At 65.6% G+C, this 21,316-nt stretch carries 18 protein-coding genes; 13 read left to right on the forward strand and 5 right to left on the reverse strand.

All coding sequences use genetic code 11. The features are described 5' to 3' along the window. Positions 1–80 precede the first annotated feature (80 nt). Complete coding sequence (trpD, locus tag E0E18_RS00620) at positions 81–1,178, reverse strand: anthranilate phosphoribosyltransferase (protein ID WP_066589038.1); 1,098 nt, start codon at positions 1,176–1,178, stop codon at positions 81–83. A 465-nt stretch (positions 1,179–1,643) separates the two neighbouring features. Here trpD and ctaE point away from each other — a divergent pair, with 465 nt between their 5' ends. The 4 genes from ctaE (at position 1,644) to qcrB (ending at position 6,081) form a co-directional block, all read left to right on the forward strand. After that, positions 1,644–2,255: an aa3-type cytochrome oxidase subunit III gene (gene ctaE, locus E0E18_RS00625; RefSeq protein WP_066589036.1), complete on the forward strand. Its 612-nt coding sequence runs from the start codon at positions 1,644–1,646 to the stop codon at positions 2,253–2,255. A gap of 72 nt (positions 2,256–2,327) precedes the next feature. Then, on the forward strand, positions 2,328–3,236 hold the full coding sequence (qcrC, locus tag E0E18_RS00630) for a cytochrome bc1 complex diheme cytochrome c subunit (protein WP_066589033.1): 909 nt from the start codon (positions 2,328–2,330) through the stop codon (positions 3,234–3,236). After that, the gene (gene qcrA, locus E0E18_RS00635; RefSeq protein WP_110481547.1) at positions 3,233–4,438 is read left to right on the forward strand and encodes a cytochrome bc1 complex Rieske iron-sulfur subunit; all 1,206 of its coding nucleotides are present in this window, start codon (positions 3,233–3,235) and stop codon (positions 4,436–4,438) included. The genes qcrC and qcrA overlap by 4 nt, the downstream gene beginning before the upstream one ends. Next, entirely contained in the window at positions 4,435–6,081 is a 1,647-nt protein-coding gene (gene qcrB, locus E0E18_RS00640) for a cytochrome bc1 complex cytochrome b subunit (RefSeq protein WP_066589028.1), read from the forward strand. Before qcrA ends, qcrB begins: the two co-directional genes overlap by 4 nt. Before the next feature lie 131 nt (positions 6,082–6,212). Here qcrB and E0E18_RS00645 read toward each other — a convergent pair whose 3' ends face one another. Further along, complete coding sequence (locus E0E18_RS00645) at positions 6,213–6,800, reverse strand: 3'-5' exonuclease (protein ID WP_130839073.1); 588 nt, start codon at positions 6,798–6,800, stop codon at positions 6,213–6,215. 370 nt (positions 6,801–7,170) lie between these two features. Between E0E18_RS00645 and E0E18_RS00650 the strand changes: the two genes are divergently transcribed. The 5 genes from E0E18_RS00650 to E0E18_RS00670 all read left to right on the forward strand — a co-directional run bounded on the left by E0E18_RS00650 (position 7,171) and on the right by E0E18_RS00670 (position 12,318). Further along, complete coding sequence (locus E0E18_RS00650; RefSeq protein ID WP_110481546.1) at positions 7,171–7,779, forward strand: C40 family peptidase; 609 nt, start codon at positions 7,171–7,173, stop codon at positions 7,777–7,779. Between the two features lie 211 nt (positions 7,780–7,990). Then, a complete protein-coding gene (locus tag E0E18_RS00655; RefSeq protein ID WP_237559565.1) occupies positions 7,991–9,151 on the forward strand; it encodes an NlpC/P60 family protein in 1,161 nt (386 codons plus the stop codon). A gap of 101 nt (positions 9,152–9,252) precedes the next feature. Continuing rightward, positions 9,253–10,416 carry a glycosyltransferase family 4 protein gene (locus tag E0E18_RS00660; RefSeq protein ID WP_237559566.1) on the forward strand — a complete coding sequence of 388 codons (1,164 nt, stop codon included), beginning with the start codon at positions 9,253–9,255 and terminating at the stop codon, positions 10,414–10,416. A gap of 76 nt (positions 10,417–10,492) precedes the next feature. Continuing rightward, positions 10,493–11,524 (forward strand): ROK family protein, encoded by a 1,032-nt coding sequence (locus tag E0E18_RS00665; protein ID WP_078057524.1) that lies wholly within the window; start codon positions 10,493–10,495, stop codon positions 11,522–11,524. A 14-nt stretch (positions 11,525–11,538) separates the two neighbouring features. After that, positions 11,539–12,318: a lysophospholipid acyltransferase family protein gene (locus E0E18_RS00670; RefSeq protein ID WP_130839076.1), complete on the forward strand. Its 780-nt coding sequence runs from the start codon at positions 11,539–11,541 to the stop codon at positions 12,316–12,318. 11 nt (positions 12,319–12,329) lie between these two features. Here E0E18_RS00670 and E0E18_RS00675 read toward each other — a convergent pair whose 3' ends face one another. Then, the gene (locus E0E18_RS00675) at positions 12,330–13,622 is read right to left on the reverse strand and encodes a glycosyltransferase 87 family protein (protein WP_237559567.1); all 1,293 of its coding nucleotides are present in this window, start codon (positions 13,620–13,622) and stop codon (positions 12,330–12,332) included. Between the two features lie 58 nt (positions 13,623–13,680). Here E0E18_RS00675 and E0E18_RS00680 point away from each other — a divergent pair, with 58 nt between their 5' ends. The 3 genes from E0E18_RS00680 to E0E18_RS00690 are packed head-to-tail and all read left to right on the forward strand — an operon-like array spanning position 13,681 to position 16,815. Beyond that, entirely contained in the window at positions 13,681–14,835 is a 1,155-nt protein-coding gene (locus tag E0E18_RS00680) for an acyltransferase family protein (protein WP_130839077.1), read from the forward strand. A gap of 11 nt (positions 14,836–14,846) precedes the next feature. Beyond that, positions 14,847–15,368, forward strand: a complete 522-nt coding sequence (locus E0E18_RS00685) for a polyadenylate-specific 3'-exoribonuclease AS (protein ID WP_130839078.1) — start codon at positions 14,847–14,849, stop codon at positions 15,366–15,368. Between the two features lie 58 nt (positions 15,369–15,426). After that, a complete protein-coding gene (locus E0E18_RS00690; RefSeq protein ID WP_110482541.1) occupies positions 15,427–16,815 on the forward strand; it encodes a class II 3-deoxy-7-phosphoheptulonate synthase in 1,389 nt (462 codons plus the stop codon). Positions 16,816–16,891: 76 nt separating this feature from the next. On the opposite strand, the gene E0E18_RS00695 is transcribed toward E0E18_RS00690, so the two are convergent. Continuing rightward, complete coding sequence (locus tag E0E18_RS00695) at positions 16,892–19,183, reverse strand: PASTA domain-containing protein (protein WP_237559568.1); 2,292 nt, start codon at positions 19,181–19,183, stop codon at positions 16,892–16,894. Between the two features lie 173 nt (positions 19,184–19,356). Between E0E18_RS00695 and E0E18_RS00700 the strand changes: the two genes are divergently transcribed. Further along, on the forward strand, positions 19,357–19,719 hold the full coding sequence (locus E0E18_RS00700) for an Rv2175c family DNA-binding protein (RefSeq protein ID WP_130841080.1): 363 nt from the start codon (positions 19,357–19,359) through the stop codon (positions 19,717–19,719). Here the strand turns inward: E0E18_RS00700 and E0E18_RS00705 are convergent. Next, entirely contained in the window at positions 19,633–21,315 is a 1,683-nt protein-coding gene (locus E0E18_RS00705; RefSeq protein ID WP_066589015.1) for an alpha-(1->6)-mannopyranosyltransferase A, read from the reverse strand. The two genes, E0E18_RS00700 and E0E18_RS00705, sit on opposite strands and share 87 nt — an antisense overlap. Position 21,316: the final 1 nt, after the last annotated feature.

Consider the following 21,316-nt stretch of genomic DNA (forward strand, 5'->3'; position numbering starts at 1 on the left):
GGACCGCTGCGGGGGCGTCAGAGAGGTGACGACGCCCGGTCAGCCGCGAATTTCCCTCCGGAAGCTCTCGGCAGTGTCAGTCAGGCGGACAGGACGAGCTGCATGGCCTGCTCTGCTCGTCCGGACTCCAGCGCCTCACGGGCGACTGCAACCTGTTCAGTGAGGACGGTGTGCAGGTCGGAGTCCTCCCATCCCTTGACGGCGGCGAGCGCCGCTGCCGCATTGATCAGGACAGCATCCTTGACCGCGCCCTCGAGTTCGCCGGCCATGAGCCTGCGTGCGATGTCGGCGTTGAATTCCGGGTCTCCGCCGCGGAGTGCTTCTTCGTCGTAGATTTCGAAGCCGTAGGCGCGGGGATTGACGGTGAATTCGCCGGTTCGGCCGGTACTGTCCACCGTCACGACCTCGGTCGGAGCACTGACACTGATCTCGTCCATGCCGTCAAGGCCACGGACGATGAGGGCCCGTACGCCCTGGTGGGCGAAGGCGCCTCCCATGATCGGCATCATGTCCCGGAATGCGCACCCCACCAGCGCGTACTTCGGAGTTGCGGGGTTGGTCATGGGGCCCAGCAGGTTCCAGATCGTAGGAACCCCCAACTGCGAACGTACGGGGCCGGCGAAACGCATCGCCGGGTGATAGGTCTTCGCGTACATGAACGCGAACCTTGTACGCAACGCGTCAGCGTGCACGGTGCCGGGATCGCGCTCGATATCCAGCCCCAGAGCCTCGAGCACGTCGGCACCCCCGCAGAGCGAGGAGGCGGCGCGGTTTCCGTGCTTGACGACGGTGACACCGGCGGCTGCCACGACGAAGGACGCCATGGTGGAAATGTTGACGGTATGGTGGCCGTCCCCGCCGGTACCGACGATGTCCACGGCTTCGGGAATGTCGGAGAAGTCGACAGGGGTCGCGAACTCCCGCATGGTACTCGCCGCTGACGAGAGCTCTGCGGCGGTGATGCCTTTCACCCGGATACCGAAGGAGAACGCTGCGATCTGTGCGTCTGTCGCCCTGCCCGACATGATTTCGCGGACCGCCCAGGAAACCTGGGATTCGCTGAGCTCTTCGCGTCGACCGATCCGGTCAAGAACTCCGGGCCAGGTGAAGTAGCTCGGGGGAAGGCTGTCCTGCCCCAGTGGTGGAATGTGGTCCGGTGTGTGAGCCGGGGACGACATAGGGGATCCTCTTCTTTCGGGGTTTCTGTGATCTGGCGTCTGCCCAGAGAACCGGTCGGAGAGACAACCGGCGCTCCTCCAGTCTATTCCCGGGTCCGATCGGGGGTACGGCGAGCGGTGGTGGGTGTGTTCCGGCGTCTGCGGGTTAGCATTGGTGTGAGCCGACGCGACGACCCGGCGGATACCCGCCCGGGGCAGGACACAAGGGTGTTCGGACCACCCCCGATAAGGGGGGAGGGGTGGTTCCGCGGAGTTGGTGACGGGGTGTGCGGTCAGGTAAGGAAACCGCTCTCACCTGCAGGTATGCCACTACGTCGGATATGGGGGCAGGAAAGTTCCCGTCTAACCCCGTTTGTGGTGAACTCGCAGGAACAGGTGTCCGTTGACCTGCGGGTTTTCAGGAACCTCCGATTTACGGGGGGTCGCGAATCGACTACACGGTGATGACAGTACATACTTGATGACGTGACGAGCGCAGTTGGAAACCAAGGTATGGCAGCACCACAACGTGTTGCGACGCTGAACCGGCCGAACATGGTCAGCGTCGGCACGATTGTGTTCCTGTCGCAGGAATTGATGTTCTTCGCGGGACTTTTCGCGATGTACTTCGTGTCGAAGGCGAACTCGGGTGGTGACTGGCCGTCTCACCCGACGCACCTGAACGTGCCTTTCGCACTACTCATCACCGTGATCCTGGTGTCGTCGTCCTTCACGGCACAGTGGGGTGTTTTCGCGGCTGAGCGGGGCGACGTCTTCGGTCTCCGGAAGTGGTACGCCCTGACAGTCGTGTTGGGCGCCGTCTTCCTGTTGGGCCAGGCTTATGAGTACGTGAACCTGGTGCACGAGGGGACAACCATCGCGAGCAGCGTCTACGGCTCGGTGTTCTACATCACCACCGGCTTCCACGGTGCACACGTCCTCGCCGGCGTACTGGCCTTCGTCGTGGTGCTCATCCGCACCGTGAAGTCGAAGTTCACTCCGGCGCAGGCCACCGCAGCCGTCGTCGTGTCCTACTACTGGCACTTCGTCGACGTCGTGTGGATCGGCCTGTGGATCACGATTTACTTCATCCAGTAGGCCGAACGGGCCGATGTGTGACGCTCGGCCGTTAAGCCCATCGCATTCCATATGACGAGTTAAGGGAACAAGATGGATACCAACCACAGCATGACCGAGGGGGAGCAGCCGGTGACCGGCTCGCCCGAGGCATCCACAACACGCAGGACGCGCCGTAGCCGGCGTAAGCTGCGCCGGACCGTGGCCGGAGCGCTCGCGCTCGTGCTCGGTCTGTCCGGTGCAGGACTCATTGCCCAGGCCGTGACCCCGGATGCCCAGGAGGCGACCGCCGACGTCGACGCCGAAACCCTGATCAACCAGGGTCAGGAAATCTACGAGGTTGCCTGTATCACCTGCCACGGAGCCAACCTCCAGGGTGTCAAGGACCGTGGTCCCTCGCTGGTCGGTGTCGGTGAAGGTGCGGTGTACTTCCAGGTGCACTCGGGTCGTATGCCGATGAAGCGGAACGAAGCCCAGGCAGAGCGGAAGGACGCCCGGTTCAACGAGCAGCAGACTCTGGCTCTGGCAGCGTACGTCAACGCCAACGGCGGCGGCCCGGGGATCGTGCGGGACGAAGACGGCTCCGTCGCGATGGAGTCTCTGCGAGGAGCCAACAACGATGACGGCAAGATCGACCCGAGCGATGTCGCCCGTGGCTCCGACCTCTTCCGTCTGAACTGCGCCTCGTGCCACAACTTCACCGGTCGTGGTGGCGCTCTCTCCGGCGGTAAGTATGCCCCGGTGCTGGACAACGCCAATGAGCAGGAGATCTACCAGGCCATGCTCACGGGCCCCCAGAACATGCCGAAGTTCTCTGACCGTCAGCTCACCGCGGACGAGAAGAAGGACATCATCGCCTACATCAAGTCCGCGAAGGAGACCCCGTCCCAGGGCGGTTACGGTCTCGGCGGTGCCGGCCCCGTCACCGAGGGCATGCTGATGTGGATCGTCGGCATCGTCGTGCTCATCGGCGGTGCAATGTGGATTGGAACCCGGTCATGAGTGAGATCAAGAGCAAGTACACGGAAGACGAGATCAAGGCGATGAGCGACGAAGAGCTCGCCCGCCTCGGTACCGAGCTCGACGGCGTGACCGTCGCCTACCGCAAGGAGCGCTTCCCTGTCGAGGGAGACCCTGCGGAGAAGCGGGCGGCCCGTGGCGTCAACATCTGGTTCGCGCTCTCAGTGGTCTTCGGAATCGCCTTTGCTGCGGTGTACCTCTTCTGGCCCTGGCAGTACAAGCACCTCGAGGAGGACGGGCTGTGGATGTACACCCTGTACACTCCGCTGCTCGGTGTCACCGCAGGCTTGTCGATCATCAGTCTCGGTGTGGGTGCAGTCCAGTTCTCGAAGAAGTTCGTTCCGGAGGAGATTTCGGTCCAGACCCGTCACGACGGGCCCTCTGACGAGCTTGACCGGAAGACCATCACCGCGCTGCTGAACGACGCGTGGAAGACATCGACTCTGGGACGGCGCAAGGTCATGATGGGCCTGGCCGGAACCGGTGCCGCCCTGATGGGTCTTGCTGTGATCCTGCCGCTCGGCGGTATCGTCAAGAACCCCTGGAAGCCCAAGGCGATGGGTATTCAGGGAGACGGAACTCTGTGGACCACAGGATGGACCCTGACCGAGCAGAACACCAAGGTGTACCTCGGCCGGGACACCGCTGCGATTGCGGAGGAGCACGACGGGCACTACAGCACGCAGGGTGTGAACCGACTCGTACGCGTCCGCCCCGAAGATCTCGATGCCGGCGGTATGGAGACGGTGTTCCCCCTTTCCGAAGACATGGTCAATGACGGTGACCGCTACGACCCGACCCGGGACGTGTATGAGGAGCACATGCACTCGGTGCACGGATCCAGGAATGCCGTGATGCTGATCCGGCTGAGGCATGAGGACGCGTTGAAGGCCGTCCAGCGTGAGGGACAGGAAGACTTCCACTACGGCGACTACTACGCCTACTCGAAGATCTGCACCCACATCGGCTGCCCGACCTCACTGTACGAGCAGCAGACCAACCGTATTCTCTGCCCGTGTCATCAGTCCCAGTTCGACGCACTGCACTGGGGTAAGCCTGTCTTCGGCCCTGCGGCCCGCGCGCTGCCTGAGCTGCCCATTTCCGTGGACAGTGAAGGTTACCTCTACGCCAAGGGGAACTTCATCGAGCCGGTCGGCCCGGCATTCTGGGAGCGTAAGTCATGAGCACATCAACCAAACCGTCCCGTCTGGCGCATGCCGCCGACAACATGGACCAGCGGTACACGATGGCCGCCGGTATCCGCAGGCAGATCAACAAGGTTTTCCCGAGCCACTGGTCGTTCATGCTCGGCGAGATCGCCCTCTACTCGTTTGTCATTCTGCTTCTGTCAGGTGTCTACCTGACACTGTTCTTCGATCCCTCCCTGTCGAAGGTGATCTACGACGGTGCCTATGCTCCGCTCAACGGCGTGGAAATGTCGAAGGCGTACGAGACAGCGCTGAACCTTTCTTTTGAGGTCCGCGGGGGTCTCTTCATCCGCCAGGTCCACCACTGGGCTGCGCTGCTGTTCGCGATCTCCATCATCGTGCACATGCTGCGCATCTTCTTCACCGGAGCTTTCCGTAAGCCGCGTGAGGCGAACTGGGTCATCGGCTGTGTACTACTTCTGCTGTCCGTGGCTGAAGGCTTCATGGGTTACTCCCTCCCGGACGATCTGCTGTCCGGCGTGGGGCTGCGCATCATGTCCGCCATCGTGGTCAGCCTTCCGATCATCGGTACCTGGCTCCACTGGATCATGTTTGCCGGTGACTTCCCGGGTGACATCATCATTCCTCGCCTGTACATTGCCCACGTGCTGCTGATCCCCGCCATTCTGCTCGCGCTCATCGCAGCGCACCTGGCCCTGGTCTGGTACCAGAAGCACACCCAGTTCCCGGGGGCCGGGCGTACCGAGCGCAACGTTGTCGGTGTGCGGATTCTTCCGGTGTTCATCGTTCACTCTGCGGCGTACGGCATCATCACGTTCGGCGTCATCGCACTGATCGCAGGTCTCTTCCAGATCAACTCCATCTGGAACCTGGGCCCCTACAATCCATCGCAGGTCTCCGCAGGATCTCAGCCTGACATCTACATGCTGTGGACTGACGGTGCTGCCCGCATCATGCCGGCCTGGGAACTCTACCTGGGTAACTACACGATTCCGGGTGTGTTCTGGGTTGCCGTCCTGCTGGGTGTCCTTCTGGTTCTGTTGTTCACCTACCCCTGGATCGAGCAGCACTTCACCAAGGACACTGCTCACCACAATCTTCTGCAGCGGCCCCGGGATGTGCCGGTCCGTACCTCGTTGGGCGTCATGGCCCTGACCGCGTACTTCATTCTGACGCTGTCCGGCGGAAACGACCTGTTCGCTCTCCACTTCCAGATCTCACTGAACGCGATGACCTGGATCGGACGGCTGGGCTTCCTGCTGCTGCCACCGATCGCCTACTTCGTGACTTACCGCATCTGCCTCGGCCTTCAGAGGTCCGACAGAGCGGTCCTGGAACACGGTATCGAGACCGGTACGATCCGTCAGCTGCCGAACGGCGGTTTCATCGAAGTCCATCAGCCGCTCGGACCGGTCGACGACCACGGTCATCCTGTTCCGCTGGAGTACGCCGGTGCCCAGGTGCCGAAGAAGCTCAACGAACTCGGCCTTGCCGGACAGCCGGGCCGTGGCGGGTTCTTCCGCCCGGACCCGGAGGACATCGTCCAGAAGGTCTCCGAGATCGAAGAGGCCAACGAGCACGAGAAGATCGAGATGCTCAGGCGTCTCAACGATGCCAACCGTAAGGCACTCGAGAACGAAGGCCACGCGAACCCGTAGTCTCCTGATACCGTCATCTGACTGACGACACGTCACGTGAAGGGCCCCGCACAGTCTCACCTGAGACTGTGCGGGGCCCTTCAGCCCGGTGTGAGGGAGAGTCGGGTGTGGCGGGGGCGCGAGACAGACGCTCAGTCGTCGGCATGTATCACGCTGAGCAAACGGAGCAGATCCAGTGTGGCCCGGACGTCGTGGACAGCCCTGTGGGTGGGCCTGTGAGCAAGCTCGAAGACCTGTGACAACGTGGACAGCCTGTAGCGGCCCACCCGGGAACGCGGGACGAGGCGACGGGCGGTGTCAGCGGTACAGAGAGTTTCCGGTGGATCGAATGCCAGGTGGGAGCACGCTGCGCGGAGGAATGCGAGATCGAAGGCGATGTTGTGCCCCACCAGAGGAACATCCTGGAGAAAACCGGTGAGATCCCTGACAGCCTCTGCCCGGTCCTCGCCGGACTGCAGATCGTCCTCGGATATGCCTGTCAATCCTGTCACCACCGCGGGCACAGGGCGAGACGGACTGACCATGCGGTGGAACACAGCGACGGCGCAGCCGTTGCGGACGCGGAGAGCCGCGATTTCGATGAGGACATCTTCTGCCGGGTCGAGACCGGTGGTCTCGCAGTCGATGACCACACAGTTGGTCAAGGTCCGGCGCAGCTGCTCCTGGAGAAAAATGGAATCCACTGGTTCGTAGTTCTCCCCGTGCCGGACTGATGTCATGCTGCTCCATGCTAGGCACCGGACCGGACAGGTCACCCCCTGTTGTACCCCGTAACTGTTCGAATGTGTCGAGGATCACAGATGGTGGTGGTGTGCCATGGTCCGGTTGACCATGCGGTAGTGTGGCGCCGGCGCGACTCTCAGTATTTTGGCAGGTGAGAGCGTTATCTAATCGTTACTCCGGCAGGGGGGCGAGGGGTGGCGTGTCGGCGCGGCGCAATGCGTCACGGTCCGGTAACAGCCACGGCGGAGAAGATTCTCGGCTGCAGCACTGGACACGAAGCGTGATCGTTTCGTAATCTTCTCGTGACCTTGAGGGGCGCCGGTGATATCGCGTCCCCACAACGATCTCGAAAGGCTTTTCTTCCTTATGGGTATGCACAGTTTCAAGAACGGCTCCTCCCGGCGCAACATCGTGGCCGCGGCCGCGATCGGCGTCGGCGCCGTCGTGGCACTGCCTGCGACCGCCCAGGCCGCCCCCGTCCAGGTTCCGGGCACCGACTACTCGGTGGACGTCCCCGACGAACTGATCGCTGCGGCCCAGCCTTACGTCGATTCCGCCGTCGCCGCCGCCGGTTCCTACGCTGCGCCGGCTTCCGGTGCGGTCGCCTACGCCGCGCCTGCCCCCGTCGTCTCCGAGGGGCAGAGGATCGCGGATGCTGCACTGTCCAAGCAGGGTTCCCCCTATGCATGGGGAGCGACCGGGCCTGACGCCTTCGACTGCTCCGGGCTGACCTCCTGGGCCTACTCCCAGGTCGGCAAGTCCATTCCCCGCACCTCAGGGGCACAGGCGTCATCCGGAACCCCGGTGCCGCTGAATGCGCTGCAGGTCGGCGACATCATCTCCTTCTACTCCGGTGCTTCTCACGTGGGTATCTACATCGGCGACAACCAGGTGGTCCATGCTCCCACCGAAGGTGATGTTGTGAAGGTGACCTCCATGGACTACATGCCGATCAACAATGCGGTGAGGTTCTAGAGGCATCTCCTTCGCCGGTGCATCTTCAGTGCTGACGAGTGCTCGGGCCGACTCCACCTGGTGACAGGGGTGTCGGCCCGGCCCGTATCCGGGTGATAATCACAAATTTCACACCAGTCACAGGGTGTGTGGGTCGTTGAGGGTTCGCCGTGACCCTGTGGCAGTATGTCTGATGGAATTCAACGACTGTGTCCGAGAGGTTTGTTCAACAGTGATCAATCGTCCTAGTGCCCGGCACCGGGCAGGCACCACGAGGTTTCACACGGCCGGCGCCGGCCGCGCAGTCGCCGGCATCAGCCTCACCCTGGGTGCGGTGGTTGCGGGTGTGAGCGTGACCGGTGGCGGGCAGATCGCCCATGCGGACCCTGCCCCGGCCACGACAGCCGAAGATCCGGCGTCCTCGCCGGTCGACACGTCGGCCCTGCCCGCCGACGCTGACGGGCTGCTGGAGCGTCTGGAGGAGGTCTCCAGGCAGGCCGAGGCGACAAGTGACCGTGTGGTTGAGAATGCTGCCGCTCTGGAAGAGGCCAGGGCCCTGTCGGACCGTGCCAGAGAGGTCGTGGACAGGTACACCGCCGAGGCTGATGCCGCGGCCGCCCGGGCGAAGGAGGCGCAGGGGCCGGTCACCGACCTCTCCCGCTCGCTGTACCGGGGTGCGACCGTAGACCCGGTCACGGCCACCGTGGGTGCCTCCAGCCCACAGGACGCCATCGACAGGCGGGCCTACAGCAGTGCGCTGAGCGCCAGTCGTACGGCGAAGGTCACGGAACTCGAGGAATCTCTCCGCAGCGCGGCGTCCTCCCGCTCCCTGGCGCTGCGCACCAAGGCGACGGCCGACTTCCGGTTGGCTGAAGCCGCCCGGCAGCAGCGCGAGCTGGACGCCCGCACGGCAGAGCTCGACACGCTCAAGGACCAGATCGCCACTGCCGTGAACAACATGTCACCGGACCAGAAGCAGCGGTGGATCGACCGTAACGGGCCGATCCAGGTTGACGTCCCCCAGATTCTCCAGAGCGTGGAAGCGTCCCCGGTCTCGGACGGGGTCGTCGCCGCCGCCCTGAGCAAACTGGGTGCCCCGTACTCGTGGGGTGCCGCAGGACCGGACGCCTTCGACTGTTCCGGCCTGATGTACTGGGCCTACCAGCAGATCGGCAAGACCATCCCGCGCACCTCAGGCGCCCAGATCTCCGGCGGTACTCCGGTGTCCAGGGACCAGCTGCAGCCAGGGGACATCGTCGGCTACTACTCCGGGGTCAGCCACGTGGGAATGTACATCGGTGACGGCCAGATCGTGCACGCCTCCGACTACGGGATCCCGGTCCAGGTGGTCAGCGTGGACAGTATGCCGTTCGCCGGCGCCGCCAGGTACTGACCCCGCACCACCGACGGCCCCCAGTGGAATCTTCAGCAGAACCCTCAGCAGCGACTCGGTCAGCTGGCAGGCACGTCGCGGGAGAGGCCCGCGTACTCCTGGTGACCAATGATTTTCCCCCGGAACTGGGGGGAATCCAGAGCTATCTCCGCGACTACTGCGCAGAGTTCGAGCGCCGGGAACCCGGCCGGCTCGTGGTCTTCGCCTCCACCGGTGACGCCCGTGCCGCCGCAGTCTGTGACGCCGGTTTGCCGTACCCGGTTGTCAGGTGGCCGCACCGGATTCTGCTGCCGGGACCGGCTGCCGCAGCGGAGATGTCCCGGCTGATCCGCGACTTCGACATCGACACCGTCTGGTTCGGATCGTCGACGCCGTTCGCACTCCTCGCCGGTGCTGCCCGACGGGCCGGCGCGCGGCGGATCGTGGCGTCCACCCACGGGCACGAGGTCGGTTGGTCGATGGTTCCCGGAGGCAGGGCCGTACTGCGCCACATCGGTCGCTCGGTCGACTGCCTGACCTATGTCTCCCGCTACGCCCGCGACCGCATCATGGGTGCTTTCGGACCGACCGTGGCCTGGGAGCCCATGCCTGGCGGGGTTGACGCATCCGTCTTCCGGCCGGACGAGGAGGGTCGCCGGCGGATCCGGGAACGCTACGGCGTCGACAACCGCAGGGTCGTGGTGTGTATCTCCCGCCTGGTGCCGCGAAAGGGTCAGGACACCCTTGTCGAGGCCATGCCCCGGATCCTCAGCTCGATTCCCGACGCCCACCTCCTCCTCGTGGGGCCGGGTGACTACGCCGAGACGCTGCGACGGTCGGCACAACGTCTCGGCGTCTCCGACAGGGTCACGGTGACAGGTCCGGTCAGTCCAGGGGAACTTGTCTCCCACTACTGTGCCGGTGATGTCTTCGCCATGCCCGTGCGGACCGAGGCCGGAGGATTCTCTGTCGAAGGACTGGGGATCGTGTTCCTGGAGTCGCAGGCGTGTGGCGTCCCCACGGTCGCCGGCGACGGCGGCGGTGCCCCTGAGTCCGTCCTGGACGCGGTGACCGGAGATGTCGTCGACGGCAGGGACGCCGACGAGGTCGCCCGGATCGTGTCCGCACTCCTGGAGGACACGGAACGGGCACAGCGGTACTCCGTCCGGGGCAGGGAGTTCGTCCGACGGGCGTGGAACTGGCAGATCCTGGGGGAGGAACTGTCCGCGGTCATCGACGGTGACGGCAGGCGGACGCCCAGGCACAGTTGGAACTGGCGGGCCTGACGGATACGCTGGGAGGGTTGCACCGGGTAGCTCCGGCCTGCACTGCACGGTGAACTGAGAGGACGTGGACCCGGACGTGTCAACGAGTGAACGGCTGACAATCGGTATCGACATCGGCGGCACCAACCTCAGAGCGGCCGTGGTCGACGCCGGGGGCCGGATCATCGATGTTGAGCAGCTTCCCACCCCGAGCTCGGTCCCGGCCCTGGAGACCGCCATCAGCCACGTTGTCGCTGCTCTGCGTTCCCGTCACCGTGTCACGGCTGTCGGACTGGCTGTTGCCGGTTTCATCACTGCCGACCGGACCTCGGTGAGATTTGCCCCCCACCTGCCGTGGCGGGACATGGAGGTCCGTGACAGGCTGTCCCGGATCCTCGGTCTTCCGGTAGTCCTCGAGCATGACGCCAATGCCGCCGCATGGGGCGAACAGATCCTGGGGCCCGGCGGGGACGCGGGCACCTGGGCCTACTTTGCGGTGGGCACCGGTATCGGTGGTGCCCTCGTCACCGGCGGGCGGATATACCGCGGAGAATTCGGAACGGCCCCGGAGTTCGGACATCTCACCGTGGTGCGGGGAGGCAGGTCCTGCCCGTGCGGGAAACGGGGCTGCCTGGAGAGGTACTGCTCGGGGAGCGCGCTGGAACTGACCGCACGAGAATTCATCGCCACCGGAAGGCATCCGGACAGCGCGCTGGCGGAGCACTACCACTCCACCCCGGAGGGGATCACCGGTCGCACCGTGGTGAGCCTGGCGCGCAGCGGTGACATCCTGGCCGGGGAGGTGATCGAAGATTTCGGACGGTGGCTGGGAAGGGGACTCGCTGTGGTGCAGGAGATCCTCGATCCCGGGCTGATCGTCCTCGGAGGTGGCGTGAGCCGCGATGCGGACCTTTTCCTCGATGTCGCGGTGGAGGAGATGGCACTCAACGTCGTCGGTGCGGGCCACCGGCCTCTGGCCAGGGTGGAGACGGGAGTGCTCGGTGCGGACGCAGGTATGATCGGCGTGGCGCTTCTCGCCGGAGCAGTGGACGCCCGGCCAGATACCGGGTCCGATGCCCGGCCGGAAACCGGGTCCGATTCCCGGGTGGATTCCCGGGTGAACCCCTGAGAGAGGAAGAACAGTTGCACAACCGCACGTACTGGTGGTTGAGAAATGTCTTTGTCGGCCCGTTCCTGTGGGTGTACAACCGACCTTTCGCCAGCGGCCTCGACAAGATTCCCGCGTCAGGTCCGGTGGTCCTGGCCTCCAACCATCTGGCGGTGATGGATTCCCTCTACCTTCCGTTGCTGTCGAAGCGGCAGCTCACCTTCCTCGCCAAGAAGGAGTACTTCACCACTCCGGGGTTCGCAGGGGGAATCCAGAAGTGGTTCTTCTCGTCCGTGGGACAGGTCCCCGTCGACCGTGGAGACAAAAGCCAGCGCGACGCCGCCCTGCACACTGCGTTGCGTGTGCTGGAGAAGGGTGACCCGCTGGGCATGTACCCGGAGGGAACACGCTCTCCTGACGGTCGTCTCTACCGTGGAAAGACCGGGATGGCGAGGATGGCCCTGGAATCCGGCGCACCGGTGTACCCGGTGGCCATGATCAACACGCAGAAGGCGAACCACGCAGGCTCGTGGATCCTGCGCCCGTACCGGGTGGGCGTCATTGTCGGTGACCCTGTCGATCCGGCCGACTTCCACGTCGAGGGTGACCCCTACGCCAGTGCGCGGGGGCTGACGAACTATGTGATGGAACGGATCGCGGAGCTCTCGGGCCAGGAGTACGTCGAGGACTTCTACGCCGCGGACGTGAAGAAGTCCCTCGCAGCAGGGGAGGGCTACCCTGAAGGTTCAGAGCCGGGAAGAGGGGTTGTCCTGGGGCACCGTCCCCGGCCACGTTTCCTCCGTTACCGCCTCTGAGCAACTGCCGGTTACGTCGACGGCACCGGCGCGGCTCCGGGTTCAGTCCTGGCGTCGGCGCGGGGGGCAGGGCGGGTGGCCCGGGGAAGGAGGCCACCGATCACCAGCCAGCAGACCCCGGTGAGGACAAGTTCCGACCCGAGGATCTTCATCGCCACACTCCATGTCCTTTCGACGTCGTGGGTCGAGGGAAACCAGGTATGGACGACCAGCAGCACCGGTACCACGGTAACGACCACGGCGAGGAACACTGCGGCACGCCGGACCTGTCCGGTACCGGCACGGCAGGCGGACGCCACGGCGACAACGGCCATCGGCACGACCCACACCCAGTGATGCGCCCAGGACACCGGCGAGGCGAGAAGGCCGAGCAGAGCATTCGTGCACACGGCTGCCGTGGTGGCGCCGACTGAGAGCTGGCGGTACATCACGACCGTTACCGCGACGACAGTGACCACGGCCAGTGTGACCCATATACGGGTCTGGAGAGGGTCGTCGGTGAAGCGTGCGACAGCACCCCGCCAGGACTGGTTCGCCGAGTACATCAGACCGCCGATGCGGGTAGGGTCGCTGACGGTCTCGGTCCAGTACCGGAGGGAGTCTGCGGGGAGGATGACCCAGGCCAGGGCGGTGAAGGCGAGACCGGAGATGACGCTGGTAGCGGCGTCCTTCCACTGTCGGCGCAGAAGAAAGAACAGGCCGAACACGGCAGGGGTCAGCTTCAGTGCGGCGGCCAGACCCACCAGCATCCCCCGGGGCCACGGAGTCCTCGGCAGGAGGAGGTCGGCGGCGACGAGCAGCATGAGCATGATGTTGATCTGCCCGTACTCCAGGGTCGACACCACCGGCCAGGCGAACACCCCTGCCGCGGTGACCACAGCCGCAGTGGTCCACAGCCGGTGCCGGGGCAGGATGTCCCCGGATTCGCGGGAGAGAGAACGGAGCGTTATCACCGCGGTGAGGAGCAGGGCGACCACACTGACAACGGTGAACACGACTTCACCGAGCCACAGGGGCATCAGGGCGAGGGGGACGAATGTCACAGCTGACAGCGGTGGATACGTGAAAGGCAGCGTGATCCCTCCGACCCTGAACGATCCCTGGTAGAGGGGGACCGAGTCCAGGACTGCGTGTCCACCGGAGCGGTACACGTCGAAGTCGATGTGGTATACGACACCTCCGGGGCCGACGACGAACCTGACGGCGGTGTACACCACCGCGGCAGTGATAAGGACCACTGTCAGAGGGCGGAGTACCTGTCGGGCGCGCCCGGAGATGCGGGGGAAGCTCGCTGCAATGTTCACGGCAAGTCAGCCTACGGTGAGTTGCCGTTTCCCCGGAATTCAGGCAATCTCGTCACCCATGTCAGAAACTCCGGGGACAGCGGCCACGGCGGTGACGGGACCGGACAGGCCTGCACCGGCGGTCGGCGGCGCCCCGCAGAACGGGGTGCGCGAGCGGCTCCTGTGGGCGGACTGCGCCAAGGGGCTGTCGATCATCGCGGTGTGCTACATGCACGTGATCAGCGGCGTACCCGGGGCGAAGGACTCCGGCTGGCAGTGGTTCAGCACCGTGATGGATCCGGTCCGCATGCCCATGTTCTTCCTGATATCCGGCCTGTTCGCCCACCGGGTCATCTCCCGGACCCTCGGTGACCTCTGGTACCGGAGACTGTGGTTCCTGCTGGTTCCGTACCTCGTCTTCACCCCGGTACAGGCAGCCATCCGTATCTCCATGACCGGCGATGTGACCTGGGCCTCGATGCTCCGCGCCATTGCGCTGGGTGACCCCGGTATCTGGTTCCTCTATGCGCTGATGGTCTTCAACATCGCCGCCTGTCTGCTCCGCAGGGTACCGCCGCTGGTGGCCGTCGGAATGTCGGTGGTGCCGGCACTCGCCGCCGCCGCCGCAGGTCTGACCCAGTACAACGAGATCACCCACCTGACGGCGTATCTGCCCGCGTTCTTCCTGGGCCTTCACTTCCGCGAAGTGTATTTCCGGCTGTCGGAGGCGGCCTCGGACTGGCGGGTCGTCTCTGCGGCCGTGGTGGCCTATGTCGGGTGGGAACGGGTCATGGCGGACCTGACGCACCGGGTGGATCCCGACGGGTGGACCTCCCGGGAGGCTGCGTTGATGTCTGTCGCCTCGCTGGTCCGTATCTTCAGCGCAGTGCCGGCCGGCATCCTCCTGGCGACGTGGATCGCCAGGATACCTGTCGTGTCCACCGCGCTGGCGGCGGTGGGCCGGAACACTCTTCCCGTGTATGTCTCCCACCACGCCGCCCTGTTCCTGGTCAATGCGGTGATCCTGAGACGCCTGTTCGAGTCGGACCCGGAACGCTGGGCCTTCCTCACGGGTATGGACACACAGATCGTCATCGGCCTGGTCACCTGTGCCGTGGCGGGGATGCTGTTCTACCGTCTGGGTCGCGTTCCCGTGCTGAAATGGGTGCTCTACCCGCCGGCTCTTCCCCGGAGGAGACGGACAGGACAGGGCGGCGGACTGTCGGCCGGCTAGACTGGGCGACCGTGCGCTATTTCTATGACACGGAGTTCATCGAGGACGGCAGAACCGTCGACCTGGTGTCGATCGGGGTTGTCGCCGAGGACGGCCGTGAGTTCTACGCGGTCTCCACCGAGTTCGACGAGCGTAGGGCGGGGGACTGGGTCCGCCGTCATGTCCTCCCGCAGCTCCCGCCCCGGTCGGATCCGGCGTGGATGTCGCGGGCGGAACTGAGGGAACGGCTGTACCGGTTCCTCCTGCCGGGCCACACGCCGGGCGAGTGGCTTCCGGCGTCGGACCGTCCGGAACTGTGGGCGTGGATCGGAGCCTACGACCATGTCGCCTTCGCCCAGCTCTGGGGGGACATGACGGGGCTGCCGCGTGAGCTGCCGCGTTTCACCCGTGAGTTGCGGCAGCTCTGGGAGGACGCCGGGCGGCCGTCTCTTCCGGAGGAACCGTCGAACGCCCATGACGCGCTGGCGGACGCCCGTTTCAACGTGGTGAAGTACCGGCTGTCAGTGCAGGCGAAGAGGGCCCGAAGGTCCTGAGGCCGTCGGGGGCAGGGCAGTTCACCGTCCGGACAGGGTTGTCCGTATGATGACGCGCATGGGTTGGACTATTGACGCACCACTTGATGAGCTTCCTGATCTGCCACCGCTTCCGGGGGAGCTCGAGGACCGTTTCCAGGATGCCGTGGCACGTGACGCGAAGCAGCAGCCGGGCTGGGACCAGGGCCATGCGGACCGTGTCCGCAAGATCCTGGAGTCGGTGCCGCCGATCGTGGTCGCCCCGGAGATCCGTCGGCTCCGCCGGCAGCTCGCCGATGTCGCCAACGGCCGTGCCTTCCTGCTCCAGGGAGGTGACTGTGCGGAGACCTTCGAGTCCAACACCGAGCCGCACATCCGCGGCAACATCAAGACCCTCCTGCAGATGGCGGTGGTACTGACCTACGGTGCCTCCACACCTGTGGTGAAGATGGCCCGTATCGCCGGGCAGTACGCGAAGCCGCGCTCCTCGGACACGGACTCCAACGGTCTGCTCAACTACCGTGGCGACATCGTCAACGGCATCGAGGCGACCGAGGAAGGACGCCGACACGACCCCTCGAGGATGGTCCGGGCCTACGCGAACTCGGCCGCGGCAATGAACCTGGTCAGGGCACTGACCAGTTCGGGTACGGCAGATCTGGCGAAGCTCCACGAATGGAACCGCGAGTTCGTCTCAAACTCTCCGGCCGGGGCGCGCTACGAGGCTCTCGCCGAGGAGATTGAGCGTGGTCTGGAGTTCATGTCCGCCTGCGGGGTCAAGGACTCCACCCTCCAGACCGCCGACATCTACTGCTCCCACGAGGCTCTCGTCCGCGACTACGAGCGTGCGATGCTGCGACTCGCGCACGGCGAGAACGGTGAAGATGTCCTCTACAACCTGTCTGCGCACCAGATCTGGATCGGTGAGAGGACCCGGGGCCTCGAGGACTTCCATGTCGCCTTCGCAGCACTGGTGGGCAATCCCGTCGGAGTGAAGATCGGCCCGACGACCACTCCTGAGGAGGCCGTCGCCTACGTCGAGAAGCTGGATCCGGCGAATGAACCGGGCCGTCTCACCCTGATCAGCAGGATGGGCTACGACAAGATCCGGGACGCGCTTCCGCCCATCGTCCGGGCGGTGGAGGCCACCGGGCACAAGATCATCTGGCAGTGCGATCCGATGCACGGCAACACCTACACTTCGTCGAACGGCTACAAGACCCGTGACTTCGACCGGATCATTGATGAGGTGCAGGGGTTCTTCGAGGTGCACCGGGCGCTCGGCACCCACCCCGGTGGCGTGCACATCGAGTTCACCGGCGAGGACGTCACCGAGGTGGTCGGCGGTGCCCAGGACATCACGGACAGGGACCTGCCCTCCCGCTATGCCACTGTCGTCGACCCGCGGCTGAACACCCAGCAGGCACTGGAGCTGTCGTTCCTCGTCGCCGAGATGTTGCGGCGGTGAGCTGACGGGGGACTCCGGCAGTGTGCCCGGCGGTGTCCCCCTGACGGTGGGCGGTTCAGGCGCACATGGACCGGACTCACAGGGCCCGGACTGTGACCTCCGAGCCCAGCGTGGCCCGTGACAGGGGACCCGGTGACTGCGCCAGCACCACTCCGTTCGACCGACCGTCGACCGACACAGTGAATCCGGCGTCCTCCAGGATCCTCTTCGCATCTGCGACAGTTCTGCCGATGACCAGGGGAACCCTCGCCCTGTCGGAGGGGTGGAGTGTCACGGTGGTGGACTGCGAGGGATCGACCCGGGTTCCGGGTGAAGGCTCGGTGGAGGCAACGTCCCCGGCGTCCTCGTCGGTGTCGGAGACCGGGGTCCCGGTGACGGGGTTGAGGCCGGCGTCGCGCAACATCTGTTCGGCCTCCTCCACAGACCTGCCGGTCACGTCCGGCACGTCGACGGCAGAGGAGAGGACAAGCTGGACGGCGGATCCGGAGGGCACGCGGGAATCCGGTGCCGGGTCGGAGGTGATGACCTTACCTCCGTCGATGTCCTCGCTGAACCGGGAGGTGGTCCCCGAGACTTCGAGTCCGGCGGCCCTGAGAGTGTCCCGGGCCTTCTTCTCGGTCATCCCGGCGAGCCCGGGTACGGTCACCGGCCGCGGGCCACGACTGGTCTTCACGGTCACGGATGTCCCGGTGTCGACGGTGGCCCCTGCGACCGGGGATACGGAGGCGATCCCGCCTGCCGGTACGTCGTCGTCCCAGATCTCCTCGCCGATGGTCCAGTTCAGACTGCGTTCCCTGAGTTTGGCCTGATATGTCTGGAGAGTGTCACCGGTGGTGGGTGCAGGCACTGTCGGTCGACCGCGGGAGACCAGGACTGCAACCTCACTTCCCCTGACCGCACGGTCGCCGGACGCGGGGTCGGTCCCGGTGACGGACTGTGCGGGGTTGTCGTCCGACCACACCTCCGACACAGTCGACACGAATCCCGCCTGCTCTACGGCGGTGCGGGCACCCTCGACGTCCTGGCCGAGAACCTGCGGGATCTCCCCGTACCTGCCGGAGGTCACCCACCAGGACGCCACGGCGACGACCGCCACGGTGAGCAGGACCAGGACGGTCCACACCACTGTTCTGGCGACCCCCCTGTTCGTCAGGGGAGTGCCGGGGACAGGCTCAGGCGGCGGTGTACTCCGGGTCACGTGGGTGGGGTGGGACGGTTCCGGGTGCACGGTGGCACCGGGGAAGGCGGGTGCACCGGGGACCCGGGGGCCGGGTTCCGGTGGGACGTCGGGAACCGCACCCTGGCCGGGGTCCGGCACCCCCTGGTAGCGGGTCCGGGCAGTCTGCTGGTCGGGTGAACGTCCGGGTCGGCCGGGGGCCCGTCCCGGGGAACTCAGCGGTGGCACCATGCTGGTGGCCATGGCATCGTCGTCCCAGCTCAGGCGGTCACTGAATTCGGAGCCGGCCAGCGCGCGGTGGACGGCGGAGTGCTCGGGCACCGGCACCTTGAAGTCGGGCATGCCGAGGCTGCGTACAGTGTCCGTCACTGCGGCGAGGAACGCCTCCCCGTCCGGGTAACGGTCGGCGGGCTCACGACGGGTGGCGGTGAGGACGAGGTCGTCGACCTCGGCGGGGACCCCGTCAATGACATCCGACGGTGCGGGGACGTCGCGGGTGAGCCGCATTGCTGCGGTGTCACGCGGGGTCGGGCCCTTGAACGGCGGGCGCCCGGTGAGAAGTTCGAAGAGCATGATCCCGGCCGAGTAGACGTCACTCTGGGGGCCGGTGTCGCATCCCCGGACCTGTTCGGGGGACAGGTACGCGGCGGTCCCGATGACGGGACCGCCCTGGGTGGCGGACTTCTGCCGACTTGCCCTGACCAGACCGAAGTCCGCCAACTTCACCAGGTGGTCGTCGCGGATGAGCACGTTGTCCGGTTTCACGTCCCGGTGCACCATCCCCTCGTCGTGGGCGAGGGCCAGTGCCTCGAGCACGGGTTCCATGACCGCCAGTGCCGCGTACGGGGGCATCGGCCCCCGCTCGCGCAGGAGTTCCCGCAGTGTGCCTCCGGGGACGAGTTCCATGACCAGGAAAACGAGTTCGCCCTCCGGTCGTCGGTCGGTGCCCTGGTCGAAGACGTTGACCAGGCACGGGTGGCTCAGCCGGGCGACGGCCCTGGCCTCACGTTCGAACCGTGTCCGGGAGGCGGGGTCGGCGGCAAGGGAAGGGTCCATCACCTTGGCGGCGAGGTCGCGGTCGAGACGGATGTCGATGCAGTGGTAGACGGTGGACATTCCGCCGTGGGCGATGCTCGCCCCGATACGGTACCGCCCGTCGAGGAGATCACCGGGCCTGAGCTGATCAACCACGGTGTGTGGATCGCCTCCTGGGGGTCGTGGGACGGGGATACCGGGTACGTCGGGCCCGGACATGGGGTACCCGGCGATTATACGGGGGTCCTGAGGTTAAGGTGGTAGGCGTGAGCAACGACTACAGCACCGGAAATGCAGACGCCGCAGACGACACCGCCGCAGGAAAGGTCCTGACCACCCCCGTGTCAGGGATTCCGGCCGGTGAGAGGTTGCTGACCGTCCCCGATGCCGCCGAGCTGCTGAGCATGGTGGTCACCAGGGTCATGGACGAGATCAACCGGCACCGTCTCATCGCGGTCGAGGTCGACGGGGTGCGTTTCCTTCCTGCCCGGTTCTTCACCCGGGACGCGGAGATCAACAGGTTCGTTCCCGGCGTCATCTCCCTGCTGTCCGACGGGGGCTGGGAGGACGCCGAGATCCTCGACTACCTCTTCACCCCGGACGATTCACTGCCGGGGCGTCCTGTCGACGCCCTGCACGGTCACCTCGCCCGTGAGGTCATGCGCCGTGCCCAGGCCATGGCCATCGCCTGAGGGGTCACTGTCGTCGGTACGGTCACCCGTGGCGTCCGGCACCGTCGTGGTCGCTGCGGCGGTCCCGGCTGTGCCCCCGTCCCCGGTCTCCTGAACGTCCCCGGCGAGGCAGGTGCGGGTGATCCACCACATCACCAGCCCCACCATCACCAGCCACACCACGTTGTAGAGCCTGTTGTTGCCGCTGCCGTCGAAAGTCATCGACAGCACCATCGTCAGCCATGCCAGGGCGAGGACACCGCGACGGTCCCTGATCCACACGCCGACAAGCGCCAGGGGTGCAGCATAGTACCAGGGCAGGACCACGGCATTGAACAGACAGGTGGCAGCGTAGGCGGCGGTGGCACCGACGAACGCCTCCCTGACGGTGCGACGCCACACCGCCCAGGAAACGACCAGCAGGATCACCATGACGACCAGGGACACCGGTCGGACGACGCCGATGATGTCGTTGAAGAAGATGTTGTCGTCGATCATCCCGACAGGTCGGACCAGCACTGAAGCGATGAGTGACGGCACCGCCAGCGGATTGACGACTTTCGTGTTGCCGCTGATCTCTGAGATCCATCCCCAGCTCTGACCGCTTGCCACGGTCACGACCGCCACCGTCGCTGTCGCAACTCCGACTGAGAGCACACCGCCGCCGACGAGCGCGCCCGCCCGCCGCCCTGTGGCGTGTCTGATGTCCGCGAGGACCTGCCGCATGCTTCGCCGACATGCCGGGTCCTCACCCAGCGGACCGGCCGCCCGGGCGACGAATATCCACACCAGGAACGGAAGCGCGACGGCGGCGGTCGCCTTCAGTGAGATTCCCGCCCCGAGGAGTACCGAACCGAGCAGGACGCCGCGGACCGGCGAAAGCCGCACCGCAGCCAGCAGGCCGGCACACACCAGCAGCATCATGGTGACTTCGTTGTGCATGCCGCCGACCATGTGGAACACCGACAGCGGGTTGGCCACCCCCAGCCACACCGCTGTCTCCGGGTCGGCGCCGAGGGCCCCGGCCAGGCGGGAGACCGCCCAGACCAGTCCTGCGAAGCAGACGATGGAGAACAACTTGTAGACCACCACACCGGCGGTGATGTTCTCGCCGGTCAACCGGACCACGGTTTCGCCGATCCACATGTGCAGCGGGCCGTAGGGGGTGGTGGTGTTTCTCCAGTCGGGACTGACCTCGAAGAAGATACGCCCGGGTACGGCAGAGGCTCCGACCTCGTAGGGGTCGAAACCGTCCCTGCCCAGCGTGCCCTGCATGAGGTAGGAGTACACGTCCCTGCTCATCAACGGACCGGCGAAGACGAAAGGCGCAATCCAGGCGATGAGGGTTCCTCTGCCGAGCCGCTCGCCGTGGCGGAGGATCCTGCCCCCGATGACAGCCCAGGAGGCGATGTAGGCCAGGACACCGAGCCACATCACCACGACCAGAATGCCGGCGGCGTGGCCGAACCCGAGGTTCGTCAGACCGATCTCCTGGAGCAGACCGCCCCTGGTGCGGGTGGCACCGACGGCGTGGGAGGTGACGGCCATCACTGTCGCGCCCAGGGCTCCGAGCAGCACCGCCCGGCCCCGGGGAAGGTCGCGCAGACCTGGGGCCACC

It is taken from the genome of Corynebacterium neomassiliense (assembly GCF_900626215.1).
Taxonomy (GTDB): Bacteria; Actinomycetota; Actinomycetes; order Mycobacteriales; family Mycobacteriaceae; genus Corynebacterium; species Corynebacterium neomassiliense.